Source organism: Fulvivirga kasyanovii (genome assembly GCF_009711405.1).
GTDB classification, from domain to species: Bacteria; Bacteroidota; Bacteroidia; order Cytophagales; family Cyclobacteriaceae; genus Fulvivirga; species Fulvivirga kasyanovii.
This window is the reverse complement of the sequence record NZ_SMLW01000553.1, coordinates 1-18,351: the sequence shown is the minus strand read 5'-3', so window position 1 is coordinate 18,351 and position 18,351 is coordinate 1. Positions and strand designations below refer to the sequence as shown.

The 18,351-nt window shown below is 41.3% G+C and carries 14 protein-coding genes; 7 read left to right on the top strand and 7 right to left on the bottom strand.

Annotated elements, in window-relative coordinates; genetic code table 11:
* The coding region (locus tag E1163_RS13495) for a DEAD/DEAH box helicase (RefSeq protein WP_155172636.1) at positions 1-2,447 on the top strand (2,447 nt) is incomplete at its 5' end.
* A 444-nt stretch (positions 2,448-2,891) separates the two neighbouring features.
* On the opposite strand, the gene E1163_RS13490 is transcribed toward E1163_RS13495, so the two are convergent.
* Positions 2,892-3,326: a helix-turn-helix domain-containing protein gene (locus E1163_RS13490; protein WP_185156079.1), complete on the bottom strand. Its 435-nt coding sequence runs from the start codon at positions 3,324-3,326 to the stop codon at positions 2,892-2,894.
* Positions 3,327-3,959: 633 nt separating this feature from the next.
* Between E1163_RS13490 and E1163_RS13485 the strand changes: the two genes are divergently transcribed.
* Together E1163_RS13485 and E1163_RS13480 are read left to right on the top strand one after the other, a co-directional pair.
* Positions 3,960-4,265, top strand: coding sequence for a hypothetical protein (locus E1163_RS13485; RefSeq protein WP_155172632.1), 306 nt, complete (start codon positions 3,960-3,962; stop codon positions 4,263-4,265).
* A 275-nt stretch (positions 4,266-4,540) separates the two neighbouring features.
* Positions 4,541-6,520 carry a TonB-dependent receptor plug domain-containing protein gene (locus E1163_RS13480; protein WP_155172630.1) on the top strand — a complete coding sequence of 660 codons (1,980 nt, stop codon included), beginning with the start codon at positions 4,541-4,543 and terminating at the stop codon, positions 6,518-6,520.
* A gap of 127 nt (positions 6,521-6,647) precedes the next feature.
* On the opposite strand, the gene E1163_RS13475 is transcribed toward E1163_RS13480, so the two are convergent.
* The 3 genes from E1163_RS13475 to E1163_RS13465 all read right to left on the bottom strand — a co-directional run bounded on the left by E1163_RS13475 (position 6,648) and on the right by E1163_RS13465 (position 10,960).
* Positions 6,648-8,447, bottom strand: coding sequence for a MutS-related protein (locus E1163_RS13475; RefSeq protein WP_155172628.1), 1,800 nt, complete (start codon positions 8,445-8,447; stop codon positions 6,648-6,650).
* Between the two features lie 173 nt (positions 8,448-8,620).
* Complete coding sequence (gene feoB / locus E1163_RS13470; protein WP_155172626.1) at positions 8,621-10,735, bottom strand: ferrous iron transport protein B; 2,115 nt, start codon at positions 10,733-10,735, stop codon at positions 8,621-8,623.
* Positions 10,736-10,960: a FeoA family protein gene (locus E1163_RS13465; protein ID WP_202855696.1), complete on the bottom strand. Its 225-nt coding sequence runs from the start codon at positions 10,958-10,960 to the stop codon at positions 10,736-10,738. It lies immediately after the preceding gene.
* 302 nt (positions 10,961-11,262) lie between these two features.
* Here E1163_RS13465 and E1163_RS13460 point away from each other — a divergent pair, with 302 nt between their 5' ends.
* Genes E1163_RS13460 through E1163_RS13450 form a run of 3 tightly spaced genes read left to right on the top strand, consistent with a single transcriptional unit; the run spans position 11,263 to position 13,164 of the window.
* Positions 11,263-12,093: an alpha/beta fold hydrolase gene (locus tag E1163_RS13460; protein WP_155172625.1), complete on the top strand. Its 831-nt coding sequence runs from the start codon at positions 11,263-11,265 to the stop codon at positions 12,091-12,093.
* Complete coding sequence (locus E1163_RS13455; RefSeq protein ID WP_155172623.1) at positions 12,093-12,587, top strand: RNA polymerase sigma factor; 495 nt, start codon at positions 12,093-12,095, stop codon at positions 12,585-12,587. Before E1163_RS13460 ends, E1163_RS13455 begins: the two co-directional genes overlap by 1 nt.
* On the top strand, positions 12,580-13,164 hold the full coding sequence (locus E1163_RS13450) for a hypothetical protein (RefSeq protein ID WP_155172621.1): 585 nt from the start codon (positions 12,580-12,582) through the stop codon (positions 13,162-13,164). Before E1163_RS13455 ends, E1163_RS13450 begins: the two co-directional genes overlap by 8 nt.
* Before the next feature lie 54 nt (positions 13,165-13,218).
* On the opposite strand, the gene E1163_RS13445 is transcribed toward E1163_RS13450, so the two are convergent.
* Positions 13,219-15,267, bottom strand: a complete 2,049-nt coding sequence (locus E1163_RS13445; RefSeq protein ID WP_246223659.1) for a S9 family peptidase — start codon at positions 15,265-15,267, stop codon at positions 13,219-13,221.
* Positions 15,268-15,523: 256 nt separating this feature from the next.
* Here E1163_RS13445 and E1163_RS13440 point away from each other — a divergent pair, with 256 nt between their 5' ends.
* A complete protein-coding gene (locus E1163_RS13440; RefSeq protein WP_155172617.1) occupies positions 15,524-15,673 on the top strand; it encodes a hypothetical protein in 150 nt (49 codons plus the stop codon).
* Here E1163_RS13440 and E1163_RS13435 read toward each other — a convergent pair.
* Together E1163_RS13435 and dxs are read right to left on the bottom strand one after the other, a co-directional pair.
* On the bottom strand, positions 15,670-16,440 hold the full coding sequence (locus tag E1163_RS13435) for an alpha/beta fold hydrolase (RefSeq protein ID WP_155172615.1): 771 nt from the start codon (positions 16,438-16,440) through the stop codon (positions 15,670-15,672). The genes E1163_RS13440 and E1163_RS13435 overlap by 4 nt on opposite strands.
* Positions 16,441-16,443: 3 nt before the next feature.
* Positions 16,444-18,351: 1-deoxy-D-xylulose-5-phosphate synthase (gene dxs, locus E1163_RS13430; protein WP_155172613.1), on the bottom strand; the 1,908-nt coding region annotated here is incomplete at its 5' end.

Below are 18,351 nucleotides of genomic sequence, written 5' to 3'. Positions count from 1 at the left end.
CTATTTTAAATTGCATATCAAATAATCCAAATGCAAAAGTGTTGTTCGTTGCTCCGTACAGGTCATTAGCATATGAAATAGAAAACTCATTAGATGAGATATTTAACAATTTGGACATCTCAATTTCTCATTTGTATGGAGGAAGTTTATTTAGCAAACTAGACGAAAAAATTATTGATGAATCCTCCGTTATTGTTGCTACTCCTGAAAAAGCAAAAGCCTTATTAAGAAGTAATTCAGAAATACTTGCCAGCTTAAAACTAGTAATAGTTGATGAAGGACATTTGTTTGGAGCTGACAAAAGGCTTATTGTTAATGAGATGTTTTATGAAGAACTTAAATATCATGTCAAAGGTAACGATGGGAAATTTTTATTACTATCTGCTGTTTTACCCAATGCAGAAGAGTTGTCAGATTGGTTAACAAATTCACCTGATAATGTATACAAGGAGAATTGGCGTCCATCGGATGAGAGGATTGGAATAATGGAGTGGAATGGGAACTCCGTCGATTTGAATTGGAGAAGTACTGATACCGAACGAAATTCATTTAACCCTAACTTTATTATTCAGGAAGAGCTACCTTGGAAACCAAGGCAAAGAAAACCACGTTATTTTCCAGAAAATAAAAATCAAGCAGTCGCTGCAACAGCATATAAATTAAGAAACTTTGGCCCTGTTTTAATTTTTGCAGGTATTAAAAAATCAGTTTTTGCTTTAGCAAGAGAATACGAAAAGTGCATTAACCCTGGAGACCTTGATTTTGAGATTAAGAACCAAAGTAATTGGCGTGCTTTTGAACTAGCATGCACTGAATCTTATGGTGCTGATTCTGAATGGTTGAAATTCGCCAAAATGGGTGTATTCTGTCATAATGCTGATTTGTTAGCTGATGTTAGGTTACCACTTGAACGTTTAATGAGGAGCGAAAAACCTAAAGTTATAATTGCTACATCAACTCTAGGTCAAGGAGTAAACCTTGGAGTTTCCACAGTAATCTTTTCAACTTTAACTCAAGGTTTTAATCCAACTACGCAAAAATCTATACCCATCACTAAACGGGATTTCTGGAATATTGCGGGGAGAGCAGGTAGAGCCTTTGTTGACCATGAGGGAAAAGTTTTAGTTATCCAAGATATAGTAAATAAGGATAGTAGAAGAAGGCAATGGGATAGGAATAATATCCTAGAATATTTGGATAAAGACAATATTGATAAAGCAAAAAGTGGTTGCTTGCAACTTATAAGAGTATTGAAAAACTTGGCTTTACAAAATGGGGTATCATTCGAAAACCTTATTGAACTACTTGCTGAGAATAGATTTAGTGAAATTCATGAAAAATCGGAAGAAATAGATGCTCTTCTTGATTGGATTGATGATGGTTTATTAGCTCTACATAATTCTAATAACATTGATGGTAATGACGTTTCTTGGGTTGAGGAATATTTTGTGAAATCCTTAGCTTATATACAAGCAAATAACTATGAAGACATTACAGGTGATGAAGTAATAGAGTTTGTTAAGGCACGAATAAAGGGGATTACAAGAAAGGTCGGTGAAGAGAAAAATGATTGGGAAAAAGTTGTGACATCAGGTATACCTATTAATTCCGATTTACAAATTGAAGAAAAACTTGATGACATAATAGCATTTATTCAATCATACATTATTGATGCCAAAACATTGGAAAATAGAATATTGTTACTTGAAAACATTGAAAATATAATTAATGAAATCAATGCTTTAAAGGAAGAATATTTGCAGAGTGCAGATAAAAAGGATATTAGAGAAATGTGGTTGAGCGGTATTCCAATGTCTGAAATCACGCATCTAGAGAATGCCATTGACATAATAACAAAGCATTATTCTTTTAACCTCCCATGGGTATTAAATGGAATATCAAAGAAACTAATAAAACGAAATTTAATTGAAGAATCTGAAGTTATTGAAGAATTAGCAATTCTGGTAGAACTAGGATTACCAGTAATAACATCTGTAAAAATTTATCAAGCAGGTATTCGTTCAAGGTCATCTGCTTTAGAAATTTCTAGTCTTTTTGACGATGAACTTTGGGAAAAAAGTATTAAAACATATAAAACAGACTTGATAAGACATTCTGCATTTTACAAAGAACAAGTTTCTGAAATTGCAGCTTCTTGGATTGATTTATTAGTACGGTTTTCGAAAAGAGAATTTCAAAAAATTAAGAAAGTCCCGAATTTTACTTTTGGCAATGTGCATCAAAACACAAAACGTCTAATTGCAAGATTAATTAATGAAGAACAATATCTATTTAGCCCTGATTTTAATGTTATAGAGAAAATTAATGAAGATTCTAATATTGACTTTTCTGAGGTTAATAAACTAAATGGAATATACTTTGACTATGTTGAAGAAGAGGAAGTTTGGAAAATGAATTGTAAAAACCCGTATGTAAAATTTAACTAATGCCATCCCTTCACATCCATACATATTGCCAAGTCGCACAAAAGAGCCAGCGCTCAAACCAAAACTTGTCAAAGAGTATGGCTGCCCAAACGCACGGACTGACAGTGGAAATAAAGCACGAAAACACAACACGGTATATAAAACATTTGGCGGAAAGTGCTAATATTTAAGGGCGGTACATTTAATAAACTTTGTAACGGTTTGTTAGGGAATCGCTTTGAAATTTTTCATATACCCATCCGTCAGGTTAAAATTTTACTATTCCAATTTTCAAAAGCCGTAATTGCAGCTAAATCATCTATAAAAAAGTTCGGCATTTCCCCCTTCCCGCTATGCGGTAATGGCACTTTTGATGCTCATAATAGCTGCAGGGGGTAATACTGTTTATTGCCGGTCGTAAAATATACCGGATCAGACAAGTACTTAAATGGTAAACACGTGGTATTACAGCCTTGTAATTTCTCGTACGGCTCTCAACTGAGCCTGGGCTTTTTCATAAGTACCCGATATGGAGTTCATCTTTTTGAGCATTTCTGCGCAGAGTTCTTCCAGTTGGTGAAATGCCTGTTCTGTCTTTTGTTTCGCAAAAAGCTCCTGTGCTCTCGACAGACCTTCTTTATAACTGATGAGGTCGGCTGTCATGATGTCCTCATTTTTAGGCTCAGGTTTATCGTAAAGGTCATCGACACTTACGCGCAAAATGGAGGCCAGCACACTGAGAATATCCATGTCTGGTGCTGTTTTGCCATTCTCCCACGAAGAGATAGTGCCTTGTCTGAATTTTTTACCTGTGTGTCTGTATACTTCCTGACGGATATCTTCCTGGGTATATCCATTCTTCTTGCGGAAGTAAGCTATCTTATTACCGGTATATGCCAATGCAAATTTTTGTTTATGGGGCAAATATAATAACGATGAGACTGTATCAAAAGCTTTTAACCAATACACATGGAATACTTAAACTTAAATATTCCCATTTAATGCAACATGGCTTTAAAGAACTTCTGAAACCTCCTCAACTCTTAAAGATAAGGAAACATAATAACTGTGGGCAAAAGGAAGGCATAAATTTATCTGACTGGTTTAAATGGTATTTCAAAGGTGGTATAGATAAAGGACAGGAGAGAAGGTCTGATATAAAAAGTGTTTCGAAGGCAAATATATTACGTCGATCGGAACAGTGCTTGTTTCGGTAGAAGCTGCCAGTCATATAATTAGCCGGTAGTTTGATTAAATAAAGCTAATAATCTTACATACTATTGTTTTATTATACTTTATATCGTTTATTTGAATTCTATTTAACGAATAGAATACGAATAAGTATATAAATGCCTGAGCCATATAAAAATACCCGCCGATTGGGTTTAGGTTGATTATCGTCAAGGGGAGGTATATTAATATCTCCCCGCGATGATACAAGGAACGCCCCACCAAAAACCTTGTTTACATCTGCTTAGGTTCATCCACTATACTATGGGCCATGATGCCCCGGTAATTTAACAAAGCTATAATATGAGTACTACGTGGGAAACTTCTAAGAAAAAGTACACCGAACTCCTCAATGGACTCGACAACCTGATCGCCAGTGCCGGCGATCTGATTGTGCATTACGAACAGGATAATATGGAATTTGCTCATCTCATCTATGAAAAGGAGCTACTCGAACTAATGAAAAAGACCCAGTTTAAGGATGAATATGAGCGGGAGTTTGCACACCTGTATTATTCCCTTTACGGTCAGGTGCAGCGGCTAAAGCGCTACAGGGAAATTGTAAGTCTCATGATCCTGAAAGACCCTGTCAATATTCCCGAGAATTGACCAGGGAAAACTTTGAGGTCAGATTAGCTCAATATTCAGTCCTGTCTATTTAGTGCAGAGTCTTTCAAATGCTCTGCACTTAATATATTCTTAGCCACTAAAGTGTGCTACCCAAATCTCCTTCTTTTATCGTCATCAACTTGAATTAGTTAAAGAAAATACATAACTTATAAGACACTGGGCTCTGCATTTACAGACTTTCTTCTGTTTTTGGACTCTAAATTTTTTTCCAAAACCAACGTCTTGAACTCTTTTTTTAACTAAACTTCTTGATTATGAAGCTAAACTACCCCATTTATTTTTGCTTGCTAGTCGTGTTCTTTAGCAATCCGCTATATTCCCAGGACGAGGAATACTTCGAAATGAGTCTTGAAGATCTCATGAACATGGAAATTTCTGTTGCCTCCAAAGGCAGTGAATCCGTTATCAACTCTCCGTCTTCGGTATATGTTTTTACAGCTTCCGAGATAGAGCGTACGGGAGTTACCTCCGTTGAGGAGCTGCTTAACTTTGTACCGGGTTATTTTACCGGGCTGGATATTGAGCAGGGAAAAGCCTTCAGAATAGGTTCAAGAGGAAGAAGCACTGCCCTTTCGGAATCCGTTCTGTTCCTTGTCAATGGCCACCGGATCAATGACCTGTATACAGGTGGAGTCTCCATTATCAACAGATTGATCCCTGTTGAAAATATTAAACAAATAGAGGTAATCCGTGGTCCTGGCTCATCATTGTATGGTTCCAATGCTTTTTTGGGGGTCGTGAATATTGTTACAAAAGAAAATATCAATGACATTACACTTTCCTACGGTAGTTTTCAGGGCATATCGGCAGCCGGTAACTTTTCAGCCAAAGTTCGGGAGGTAGAGGTCAATGGCTTCATAAAAGGTTTTGCTAATGATGGCTATGAGTTTGATGACTTTGAAGACCTTTTAGGTTACCGGAGTAATATGACAGACCCTGAGCAGGGTGTTGACATCTCTGTAGGACTCAAATGGCAAGACCTGAAGCTTGAGGCCAGACATCATGAACGTGAATTTAAAGGTTTTTACGGTTTTGGTGGCGTTTCTGATTTTAACAACAATGAACAGACTTCGCAGACTATGGCAAACCTAAGTTATCAGCTTACTGCTGCTGAAAATTTGCATTTCAATATTAAAACAGGTTACAGAGTGGAAAACTGGAAAGCCAAAGCCGTTATACTTCCCACCGGATTTGATGGTATGACAGAGGACTTCTTTGCCGGCCCTTATATGAAAAGCACGGCTTTTAACTTTAGTACTGATGCTACTTATACTATCAGTGAAAAAAATGAATTACTGGCAGGATTTTCGTATGAACAGGCAGGGATCAGCCGTGCGGTTTCCCTTGCTACACACGACTATCTGACGTTTGAGTATTTTGGTGGTATAAGAGAGTATTACTTACCATTTAACAATACCGATGATAAAAGAAATATTTTAGGGGTTTTCGTTCAGGATCGTCATATTATCAACGACAATCTGAGAGTGACCTTTGGAGCCAGGTTGGATAGCTATAACGACTTCGGTTCGAGTATCAACCCCAGAGGCGCTATTGTCTACAATACACCATTCAAATCTACCCTTAAGGCCATGTACGGACAGGCATTCCGGGCTCCTAATTATCTCGAGTTGCATGATCAGTACAATCCTGTTGATTATGGGAATACTGAACTTGAAGCTGAGGAGATACAGACCTTTGAGCTGGCGTACATCCAAAATTTATCAAAGTTTTCTGCTACAGTTACCTATTTTCACAACACCATCAAAAACCTGATTTTCCTCAATCCTGCGGCGCCCCCCGTAGATGCACCGAATAATCCATTGGGTGTTCCTTCTTTTTATAACCTTGAGGAGGACGTAAATACCTCGGGTATTGAGGTTGCGGCCATTTTAAAGCCCGTGGAGTCATTGTCCTTTACTGCTACTTATACGCACTTAATGGACGACTTCACATACATGCCGGAAAATATGGTGTCAGCCAGGTTGAACTACAGGTTTGGGCTCTTTAACCTCAATGTTAACGGCATATACCACGGGGAGATCAAAGAGATATCAGACCAAAGTAGTTATACTGTGGTCAATACAAAACTAAGCATGACGGTTGACAACCTGACGGTATTTGGCAGGGTAAGCAATATCGCCGATGAACTGTACCGCACACCGACCACGCTTTCTGATGTGGGTGTTGTTAACCGTGGCAGGGTTGCGGCAATAGGATTGAAATTAGTACTATAACAGAGGTAAGGCTCCCGTAACCACAGGAACGGGGGCCTGCTTTTTCTGAACACCCCATTCAAATTAATGCTTCAAATGTGTTTGTAAGGGCAAAGTATTGATCGGGCTAAAAAGAATTTTGCAGTGCTCAGGCTTTCTCCATTTTGATGCCGATATTTTCCATCAATTTACTCGCATTAAGGCTATGGCAAATACCCTCTTCGAGGGTATAATTAAAAATAATTTCATCACCTTCTACAATGCTGTTGAAGCTGTAGTTTTTGAGGTTTGAAAGCTCATCGGTTAACTGTCCCAGCTCAAGGTCATGGGTAGAAACAAAGCCCATAGAGTTGGTAACCGATATCTGGCGAATCAGTGCCGCAGCCCCGGCATGGCGGTCTTTGGAATTAGTGCCCTTCAATATTTCATCAAGCATATACAACACGGGTACTTCATCTTTTTCAAGCATGTCCAGAAGCATTCGTATCCTGCGTAGTTCCGCGTAAAAAGAAGATACATGCTCTTCAAGATTATCCTCTGTGCGCATGCTGGTAAATACCTGCAAACGTGATACTGTGAGTGCTCTGGCACAAACCGGCCCACCGGCCAGGGCTAAAGCTATATTTACTCCAACCGTACGCAAAAAAGTACTTTTACCTGACATGTTGGACCCTGTAATGATGTTGACCGTACCTTTACCCCGCATTTCAATGGTATTGGAAACCCGCTCGGCTTTTGGAATGAGCGGATGACCCATCTCTTCCGCTTCAAAAACATAATCCGTTTCACTGATGTCCGGCATGCTGTATTCAGGGTTAGCGTAGGCAAATCCTGCAAGGCTGTTAATGGCTTCAAACTCTCCGATATGGTCAAACCACTGGTTGACATCAGCTTTTTGCTGCTGCTTCCATTTCTCTGCCTTAAAAACCAGGTGAAGGTCAAACAGAAGCCCGAAATTGAAGAAGAGGTAAAACATGTTAGATCGTGCCTGCAGGTAGTCCAGTATCTTTTGAAGTTTCAATATCGAATCCGAAGCATTATGGTCAGCATGGACAAATACACTCTGCAAAAAATTCAGGCGCTCGCTTTTGAATTCTGCAGTTTCAATAAAACTGATCATCCTGCCGTATGATCGCAATGTTTTCAGGCTTTTAAAGGTTTTTTCAGTGATGTTTTCTACATATTCAGCAAACTTTTTCAAAATAACTCCATTTACCACCAACAGACCTATTGTGAAATAAATACTTAAGCCGGCATAAATATTCAGCAAAATGAAGGTGATTGTTATCACAGGCAGCAGGTAGGCCAATAGCCTGTATACCACCTTATCCAAAACCCTGTTAGGTTCATTAATCCATTCCAGCAGCAAATGAAAATTATTTTCCTCTTCCTTGTCCTGCATGCCGGAAGCCTGAAATGCCTGTCTCCAGTCAAGCATAGGAGCCATTTCCCTGACCGCTTCCTGCCTGAGCACAATATCGCGCTTCAATGCCGGTTTGGAGAGCCACTCTGCTACCAGAGCCTGCCCCGAAGGGGTTACTGCACGACTCACGAGTTGATAAATGGAGTTATGCCCAAATATATCCAGATCGTGGAGGTAGGGATGCTTTTTGTTTTTAAAACGATCACCTTGATCCAGAGATGTCATCCGGTTTCCAAGCCGGTCGTTTTCCTGTTGGTTTACCAGGGCAGAAAACCTGGCCAGGTCACGGCTTTCGGCAATTTTGTTGTGCTTTCTTACGATTAGACCAAAAATAATGGGAAAAACAAGGATAGTAACACCGATGCCCAAACCATCCCGGATGTTGGCAAATACTACAATGAGCACTATGGCTAAAATGAACAGGCTGACCCGGATAGCAGCTATTGTATTGTAGTCTCTGTTTAACGTTACAAACGACTGCTCAAAACGGGCTTTTCTCTCTTTGAAAATATTGATGGGATCCAAATCGGTTAATTTTTATTAGTGCAAATATACTTTCTGGCAGACCGTGGTCTGAGCATATTAGTAATTTAACTCTTCAAAAACTTACAGTGTTATCGGAGATAATAAGAAAACTTTAAGTGATGCAACCGATCTTCCGCTGTGGGAGATGCCGAATGATGCAAAAAGCTTAAACGTTAAGACAAAGTCTGATAGATAACCAGGGCGCAGATGTATGCAAGGGCTGTCATATAACCCAGTTGGAGCATAGGCCATTTCCATCCTTTGGTTTCCCGGTAGACGATGGCCATAGTACTCATACATTGCATTGCAAAAGCATAGAATACCAATAGCGAAAGCCCTGTGGCAAAATCATATCGCTTTTTGCCTGTTTCCGGATTTATTTCATTGCGCATGCGACTTTTTATAGTGCTTTCGTCTTCTACATTGCCAATGCTGTATATCGTAGCCATCGTGCCTACAAATACTTCCCGCGCAGCAAACGAGGTGATCAGCGCTATACCTATTTTCCAGTCGTAGCCCAAAGGTTTGATAGCAGGCTCTATGGCTTTGCCGAATATTCCGGCATATGAATTTTCCAGTTTAAAAGACTCAACTTTATTCTCCAGTTGCTCCTGCGTAAGATTTTCCTGGCTGTAAGTCTGGGCAACAATTTCTTCTGCACGCTCCAGTTTGTCTCCCGGTCCGTAGGAAGCAAGCACCCAAAGCACGATTGAGATTGCCAAAATGATTTTACCAGCTTCAAACACGAAGGTTTTGGACTTCTCATACATGGTAAGCCCAACGTTTTTCCATCGTGGCATTTTATAAGTTGGTAATTCCATTACCAGAAAGCTTCTCTCCCTGGTCTTTAGTATCAGCTTCATGATCAGCGCAGACACAATGGCTGCTACAAAACCCAACAAATACATGCCCATGAGCGCCAGACCTTGCAGGTTGAACACGCCTCCAATGGTTTTTTCGGGTATAATAAGAGCGATCAAAATAGTGTACACCGGAAGCCTGGCCGAGCAACTCATCAAAGGAGTAACGAAGATGGTGATAAGGCGTTCTTTCCAGTTTTCAATGGTTCGGGTGGCCATAATAGCAGGAATGGCACATGCTACACCCGAGATGAGTGGCACTACGCTTTTGCCGTTAAGACCGAACTTCCTCATGATTTTGTCCATAAGGAAAACCACACGCGACATATAGCCGGTTTCTTCCAGAATGGATATAAAGGCAAAGAGTATGGCGATCTGAGGTATGAAAATAACAATACCACCAATGCCGGGAATAATGCCTTCGGTGAGAAGGCCAGTAAGCGCTCCTTCCGGTAATTGCGATTTAAGGAAGATGCTTAACTCAGAAAAAGTAAGGTCTATGAAATCCATCGGCACTGTGGCCCAGGCAAAGATGGATTGAAAAATTAAAAACAGGATAGATAAGAATATCAGGTAGCCCCAGATCTTATGAGTAAAGACCCTGTCCAGCTTTTGAGTCCAGCGTTTAGGGAGCTGAGCGAAAGTCTCTTTTACAGCACCATCAATAAAATGATTGATAGCAGCATACCTTTCGAGAGTTTCTTTTCTTCTGAGGTCATCGCGGTTAAACTGGTGCTTTTCTGCAATGTCAGCGATCAGGTTCTTCTCATTTTCTGTAAGGGAAGAGTTGATACGATATTGCTGCAGCATTTGATACGCTACATAATCGTCGTTGACCGAAAAAGTTTCTTTTACCGCATCTATGGCTTCCGGAGCCAGGTCATGTGCATTAAATATGGGACGGAAATCCTGCTCCAGGTTTTCCAGAAGTGCTTTTTTAAGAACGTCAATTCCTTGCCCCTTTCTTGCCTTCATCGGGATCACCGGTACGCCCAGCTCTGCTGAGAGTTTATGAGCATCGATGGCCAAACCTGTTTTTTCCACAATGTCCATCATATTCAGGACGAGTATACATGGAATGTTGAGGTCGTGGATCTGCGTGAAAAGTAAAAGATTACGCTTGAAGTTAGAGGCATCAACAATAACAACTACAATATCAGGATGAAGCGGGTCGGCTTTGTTTCCTAATATGTCGTATACAATTTTTTCGTCTGTAGAGTTAGGGTAGATACTGTAAGTACCGGGAAGGTCGACGATCTCTGCTTTGGTATGATCATCAAGCTTGCAGTATCCGGTCTTTTTGTCGACTGTTACGCCGGGGAAGTTGCCTATTTTTTGATTTAGGCCAGTTAAATGGTTGAAAAGGGAAGATTTACCGGAATTTGGATTCCCAACCAGCGCAATTTTTGGGATATCACTTTTTGACATTTATTGAATGGAAATAGTGATCGCCTCGTCCAGCCTTAAAGAAAGGTTATATCCTGCCACACTCACGCAAATGGGATCGCCCAGCGGTGCTGCAAAATTAAATTTTATAGGTTGGCCGGGAAGGCATCCCATTTCCAAAAGTTTTAAAGAAAGGGTGTCGTCCATGAATCCGTTGATAATACCGCTTTCGCCAGGGGTTAAATCTGCTACACTTCTTAAATTCACGTACTCTTTATTTAGATTAATTATAAACTACTGCGAAGATATACTCTAAAGACGTTATTCCCAAAGAATTGGTTTAAAAACAAATCACTTCTTTGGCTGATTTTTGTCATAGGTTTATTGTAAGTGTTAATGGAAACTGCATTTGGGTAATTTAATAAACTCCCTTGCTAATAAATAGTAATGCTTAAAATGGAATGACAGTAAATATTAGCACTAGGATACTCATAAGTTAAAAAAATTTCCCCTGCACTGTAACAATCTCAAAACAATTGTATCCAAGCAATAAATAAAACGGATACATCATGAAAAAATTAATCTTAATAGTGGCAGCAGTCTTGGTTACATTCATCACTTATGCACAAAAATCATTTCAGGTAGAAAAAAGTGGAAATGGCAGTCCGGTATTACTTCTGCCGGGATTTACCTGCCCCGGCGAGATTTGGGATGAAACGGTCGAAGGTCTGGGAGCCAACTTTCAATATCACCAGGTTTCTTATGCAGGGTTCAACGGCATTGACCCCATAGATATGCCCTGGTATGAAACGATCAAAAAAGATCTGGCAGCTTACCTGGTTGAGCAAAAGCTTGGAAGGGCCATCGTCATAGGGCATAGCATGGGCGGCATGCTTGCCATGGATATAGCGGCAGAACATCCCGAGTTGGTAGAAAAGCTGGTTTTAGTTGATGCACTTCCTTGTATAAGGCAGCTTATGATGCCCCATATAAAAGCCGAAGACATCACTTATGACAACCCCTACAACCAGCGAATGCTGGCGATGAATGCAGAAGATTTTCATCAGAATGCTAAATACATGGCTGCTTCCATGACCAATCAACCTGAAAAGGTAGACCAGCTCATTGCATGGATAGAAGCGGCGGACCGTAAAACTTACACCTATGGATATACTGACTTGCTCAAAGTTGACTTAAGAGAAGAAATAGCAGGCATTACTGCTGAGACATTAATTTTGGCTGCTGATTTTCCAACCAAAGAAGCTACAAGTAAAAACTTAAATGATCAATTTGAGAAACTGAACCATAAAGAGATTAAGATTGCGGATGGGAGTAAGCATTTTATCATGTTTGACCAGAAAGATTGGTTAATCCAACAAATTACAGCGTTTCTTCAATAATGTCGTCAGCGAAACATCAGGAGCAATTTCAGCACTTTTACAATGAGTACCAGGCCATGGTTTACACCTTGTGCCTGGGCTACATGAAAGGTGATAAAGATCTGGCAAAAGACCTGACCCAGGAAGTTTTTATTCAGGTCTGGCGGGCGCTTCCCAAATTCAGGCAGGAGGCCTCTCCCAAAACCTGGATCTACCGCATCTGTGTAAACACTTGCCTGCTGCATATCAGAAACAACAAAAAGTTTGATGCACAAGCTATTGACGAGCAGCATGCAAACATGCCTCATCAGACTGAATCAAGGGATAAATATGAAGAATTGTATAGAGCTATTGGGGCTCTAAATGATGTGGATCGCATCATTATCATGCTTGTGCTGGATGAGATGAAGTATGAAGAGATTGCGGCCGTTACAGGTATTAAAGAAGGTAATTTGAGGGTGAAGATTCACCGTATAAAGCAGAGATTAAACGAATTAATGAATAACCATGGATAGTTTTGAATCACTAAAATCAGCGTGGAAAGATAGCAAGCAAGATGTATCTGCGGACATGACAGCCATAGATATGCAACGCCTTGCGATACAGAACCATGGCAAGTCAAAAAAGTTTCACTTGGGTAATGTTGCCATACTTACTTTGGTATGTATAGGAATTAGCCTCTTTTTTTATTTTGTGGCACCTATGCAGGAAATCATTAGCAGGCTGGGTATTGTGCTGATGGTGGGTGGCTTAATAGTCAGGATCATTATAGAATTAATCAGCCATAGAAAAGCCGACCAAATAGAATTTAATGTAGACACAAAAACCACTGCTTTGCAGGCATCAAAGTTCTATGCCTGGCGAAAGCGCATACACGGACCGGTTACTATTACCATTGTTCTGCTATACTCTCTGGGTTTTTACCTCCTCACTCCCGAGTTTTTGGATCACCTTCCAAAGTTCTGGGTCATTGTAATGGATATAGGCTATGTAGGGATAGCGGTTATACTCACACTGGTTATTAGCACCGGGATCAAAAAGGAGATGGCTGCTTTGCGGGAAATAATGGATATCAGGTCGCAGCTTGAATAATATTAAAGCCCCGTCAGCTTTATAGATCTGACGGGGCTAAACAGGCTAAGAAAATTACTCTTTTACTCCGGCCAGGTCAAGAATGAAAGCATAATCCAATGCTACTTCCTTAAACTTTTCAAACCTTCCTGAAGCACCACCGTGGCCGGCATCCATATTGGTTTTTAGCAGAAGTTTATTGTCGTCTGTTTTCATCTCGCGAAGTTTGGCCACCCATTTTGCCGGTTCCCAGTATTGCACCTGAGAGTCGTGCAAGCCTGTGGTTACCAGCATGTTGGGGTAGCTCTGTGCTTTTACATTATCATAGGGTGAGTATGAAAGCATGTACTCGTATGAATCTTTATTATTAGGGTTGCCCCATTCATCATATTCACCTGTAGTTAGAGGAATGCTTTCGTCAAGCATGGTAGTCATTACGTCTACGAAAGGTACCGCTGCCACTACACCTTTCCACAGGTCGGGTCTCAGATTAACCACTGCACCCATTAGCAAACCACCGGCACTACCACCCATGGCAAAAAGGTTGTCCTCATCAACATATTTTTGCTTTACAAGGTACTCTGCGCAGTCGATAAAATCATTGAAAGTGTTTTTCTTTTTAAACATCTTCCCTTCTTCATACCATTCGCGGCCGAGCATCTGACTTCCACGTATATGGGCAATGGCAAACACAAAACCTCTATCCAGCAGGCTCAGTCGGGTGGAGCTGAAAGAAGGGTCCATAGTTGCACCATATGAACCATATCCATACAGGAGTGTCGGGTTGCCCTCCGTTTTTCTCAACGACTTTTTGTAAACCAGTGAAATGGGCACCTTCACACCATCCCTTGCTTCGGCATAAAGCCTTTTGGTTTCATATTCCTCCTTATTATATCCACCCACTACTTCCTGCTCTTTGAGCAGTGTCTTTTTGCGGGTTTCCATATTGTAGTCAAAGGTTGAGTTTGGAGTTGTAAGGGAAGTGTACCCATAGCGTAGCAGGGTGGTATTAAACTCCGGATTAACAGAAATATAAGCCGTGTAGGCCTCTTCACCAAAGTCGAGATAGTGCTCCTGCTTGGTCTTTTGGTCGATAATCCTTAAATGAGAAAGCCCTTTGGAACGCTCTTCAACCACCAGGTGGTTTTTAAAAACCTCTATATTTTCAAGGTACACCTCCGGATCATGCGCTATTACCTCCTTCCAGTTTTCTTTACCGGTCTTTTCAACAGGCGTTTCCATCAGCCGGAAGTTTACGGCATCCAGGTTAGTTACCACGTAAAACTTATCCTCGTAATGCTCAATGGAGTATTCCAGTCCTTTTTCCCGGGGAGAAAACTGCCTGAACTCTCCCTCTGGCTCATTCGCATTCAGTATCCTGTAGTCGTTGGTAAGCGTGCTTCCGGACCAGATGATGAGGTACTGGTCCGATTTGGTTTTGTATATACCGGTATAAAAAGTATCATCCTCTTCTTCAAACACCATTTCATCGTCAGTTTTGGCTCCCAGGCGGTGCTTGTATATCTGGTTGGACCTTAGCGTATTAGGGTCTTTTTTAGTGTAGAAAAGGGTTTTGTTATCATTAGCCCAGGTGCTGCCTCCGGTGGTGTTGTCGATCGACATCTCCAAAAGCTGGCCTGTGGACAGGTTCTTTACATAAATGGTGTACTGCCTTCGGCTTACGGTATCTACACCGTAGGCCAGGAGGTTATTGTCAAGGCTTACGTTCAGTCCGGTTACGTGATAGTACTCATGCCCTTCGGCCATTACATTAACGTTGAGCATTACCTCTTCTTCATTGTCCAAAGACTCCTTTTTGCGGCAATAGATAGGATATTCCTGGCCTTCTTCATATCGTGTATAGTACCAGTACCCGTTTGACCTGTAAGGTACTGACTCATCAGTTTGCTTAATACGCCCTACAATTTCATTGTAAAGTTTCTCCTGGAAGCCCTCAGTATGTTTCATCAGTGTATCTGTATAAGCATTTTCTGCTTCCAGATAGTCTATTACTTTTTGATCTTCCCTGTTGTTGAGCCAATAATAGTTATCTATTCGGGTGTGCCCGTGAGCTACAAGTTGTTTTTCAATTTTTTCTGCCTTTGGAGGTAGAGCTTTCTTCATCGTTTCTTTCTCTTTTTTTTCACAACTTGTAAAAATACAGGTTATCAGCAGAGCTAGAGTGTAATAGGGTAATAATTTCATATAGGTTTAATAGTTTGAGTCACTATGTAAAAAACATTAACCTTTTTATTTTAAATATCCTTTAGATAGCCAGGTTTAGATAAACTCAAGATCAGTAAAAACTGTTAAAACTGATATATACTTTTTTACTATGGTCAATTTTATATTTGAATGGATAAACACAAACTCCTGAGATATGAGCGATAAAAAGAAAAATGAAGCAAAGGAAAAGGAAGAATCCAAGGCAAAAGAGAATACAGAAAAAGAGGAAGTGGAGCAGGAAGAGCAGCAGTATGGGGGTCTTCCTAACCGCAATTTAAAGAAAAACCTGGGCTGCGGTGGTTAAATGCAGAAAGCGACAAAGTCCTGAACGGCCCTCAGTGAATGTTCTTTACTTTCAAACATACCCATATGGCCGACATTATCGAAGATATGCACAACGGCTTTTTTGGGCATAAGTTCTTGCTCGTAAATAGCCTCAATAGGCACAGAAGTGTCTTTGTCTCCTGCTACTATCAGTACGGGAACGGTAAGTGATTTTAGTACATCCGTCCGGTCCGGCCGGTCGCGCATGGCTTTGGTATATCCAATAAGGCTGGCTTCCGCTGTTTTCGCGGCAGTGTCTACCACTTTTTCCACATCTTCCTTTAGAGCAGTCCTGTTTTTGAGGAAAAACAGTTGTGGTACAAATGAGCGAGCAAATACATCAACGCCTTTATCTTTTACAAAATCGATGGTCTTATTTCTGGAAGCCTTCTTCTCGTCATTGTCGGCAAAAGCAGTGGAATGAAAAAGGCCAATGCCCTTTAACACTTCCGGGTATTTATGGGCAAATGCCAGAGTAACATATCCGCCCAGGGAGTGGCCTATAATTACTGCTTTGTCTATATCCAGGCCTTGAAGCCATTGATAAATCATTTCCGCAACATCGTCAATGCTGAAATTACCTTCTGGCAAAGGACTGTTACCGAAGCCGGGAAGGTCCGGGGTTATCACCCGGTAGTGCTTGGCAAGCGTATCCACAAAGCCTGCCCAAATATCACTTGTTTCACAAAAACCATGGAGCAATACAAGAGGATAACCGCTGCCTTTTTCAGAAAAAGAAATCGCCATAGATCAACTTTTTGCCAGAGCAGGTTCAGTAAGGGCAATTACAGCCTTTTCTATTCCTTCAGGGTCAAAACCGCACTCTTTTTGAAGCTCTATTTGCTCTCCGTGCTCCACAATTGCATCGGGGATGCCAAGTCTTTTTACCTGCGCTACGTAGTTATTTTCTGCCATAAATTCCAAAATGGCACTTCCGAAGCCACCCATCAGGCATCCGTCTTCAACAGTTATGATCTTGTTGTATTTGCTAAACACTTCATGGAGCATTTCCTCATCCAGGGGCTTCACAAAGCGCATGTCATAGTGGGCAGGGTTAAGATCTTTTTTGGCCAGGCTTTCACAAGCCTCAACGGCATAGTTACCTATGTGGCCAATAGTAAGAATAGCGACCTCTTCACCATCTTTAATTTTTCTGCCTGTACCAATTTTTACCTCTTCCATAGGGGTTCTCCACTCAGGCATTACACCTTGCCCGCGTGGGTACCGAATGGTGAAGGCCTGCCCTTTGCGGGGCAGTTGAGAGGTGTACATCAGGTTTCTAAGCTCTGATTCGTTCATGGGAGCAGCCACGATCATATTTGGGATGCAGCGCATGTAAGCAATATCATAGGCACCGTGGTGCGTTGGCCCGTCGGCCCCTGCGAATCCGGCCCTGTCGAGGAAGAAGTTTACCGGCAGGTCCTGGATGCACACATCATGAATTACCTGGTCATATGCCCTCTGCATAAAAGAGCTGTAAATGTTGCAGAACGGGATCATGCCCTGTGTAGCTAGCCCGGCTGAAAAAGTAACCGCATGCTGTTCGGCTATACCCACATCAAATGCCCTGTCAGGCATGGCCTTCATCATAATGTTCATGGATGAACCCGAAGGCATAGCCGGGGTGATCCCCATAATTTTTTCATTGCTTTCGGCCAGCTCTACAAGTGTATGGCCGAATACATCCTGGTATTTGGGAGGCTGAGGTGTTTCATGCACCTTTTTGCGAATCTCACCTGTCAGCTTATCAAATTTACCCGGGGCATGCCAGGTAGTCTGGTTGCCATTTTCTGAAGGACCATAGCCTTTTCCTTTTCTTGTGATACAGTGAAGGATCTTTGGCCCTTTAATATCTTTAAGATCATCGAGTACGCTTACCAGATGGTTAACATCGTGGCCGTCAACCGGACCGAAGTACCTCAGGTTAAGTGACTCGAACATATTGCTTTGGCTAAGCAAAAATGATTTGATGCTATTTTCTACTTTGGAAATGATCTCACGGGCATTTGGCCCGAACTTGCTGATCCTGCCCAATACATTCCACACCTCGTCTTTCATTTTATTATAGGTGTGGGAAGTGGTGATATCGGTCAGATAATCTTTTAATGCCCCAACATTCGGGTCAATGGACATACAGTTGTCATTGAGAATGATCAGGAGGTTGGAGTTAGACACCCCGGCATGGTTCATGGCCTCAAAGGCAAGTCCGCCTGTCATGGCACCGTCGCCGATCACGGCTATGTGCTGTTTTTCTTCATCACCTTTGTATTTGGAGGCTACAGCCATACCCAAAGCTGCTGAAATAGAAGTGGATGAGTGGCCCACGCCAAAAGCATCGTAATCGCTTTCCTTCATTTTAGGGAAGCCCGACATGCCTTTGTACATTCGGTTGGTGTGGAATGTATCCCTTCTCCCGGTAAGTATTTTGTGCCCGTAAGCCTGATGGCCCACATCCCAGACGAGCTGATCTTTGGGTGTGTTAAAGACATAATGCAAGGCTACGGTAAGTTCGACTACACCAAGGCTCGCCCCAAAATGGCCACCGTAGACAGAAACATTGTCGATAATAAAATTACGCAGTTCTTCACATAACTGCACCAACTGTGTCTGATCAAGCTTTTTTAAATCATCAGGGTTGTTTACAGTGGCTAAAAGTTT

Coding starts and splice junctions, on each gene's coding strand:
- E1163_RS13485 (WP_155172632.1), top strand. CDS start 3,960: ATGAGTACTACGTGGGAAACTTCTAAGAAAAAGTACACCGAACTCCTC.
- E1163_RS13480 (WP_155172630.1), top strand. CDS start 4,541: ATGAAGCTAAACTACCCCATTTATTTTTGCTTGCTAGTCGTGTTCTTT.
- feoB (WP_155172626.1), bottom strand. CDS start 10,735: ATGTCAAAAAGTGATATCCCAAAAATTGCGCTGGTTGGGAATCCAAAT.
- E1163_RS13460 (WP_155172625.1), top strand. CDS start 11,263: ATGAAAAAATTAATCTTAATAGTGGCAGCAGTCTTGGTTACATTCATC.
- E1163_RS13455 (WP_155172623.1), top strand. CDS start 12,093: ATGTCGTCAGCGAAACATCAGGAGCAATTTCAGCACTTTTACAATGAG.
- E1163_RS13450 (WP_155172621.1), top strand. CDS start 12,580: ATGGATAGTTTTGAATCACTAAAATCAGCGTGGAAAGATAGCAAGCAA.
- E1163_RS13445 (WP_246223659.1), bottom strand. CDS start 15,267: ATGAAGAAAGCTCTACCTCCAAAGGCAGAAAAAATTGAAAAACAACTT.
- E1163_RS13440 (WP_155172617.1), top strand. CDS start 15,524: ATGAGCGATAAAAAGAAAAATGAAGCAAAGGAAAAGGAAGAATCCAAG.
- E1163_RS13435 (WP_155172615.1), bottom strand. CDS start 16,440: ATGGCGATTTCTTTTTCTGAAAAAGGCAGCGGTTATCCTCTTGTATTG.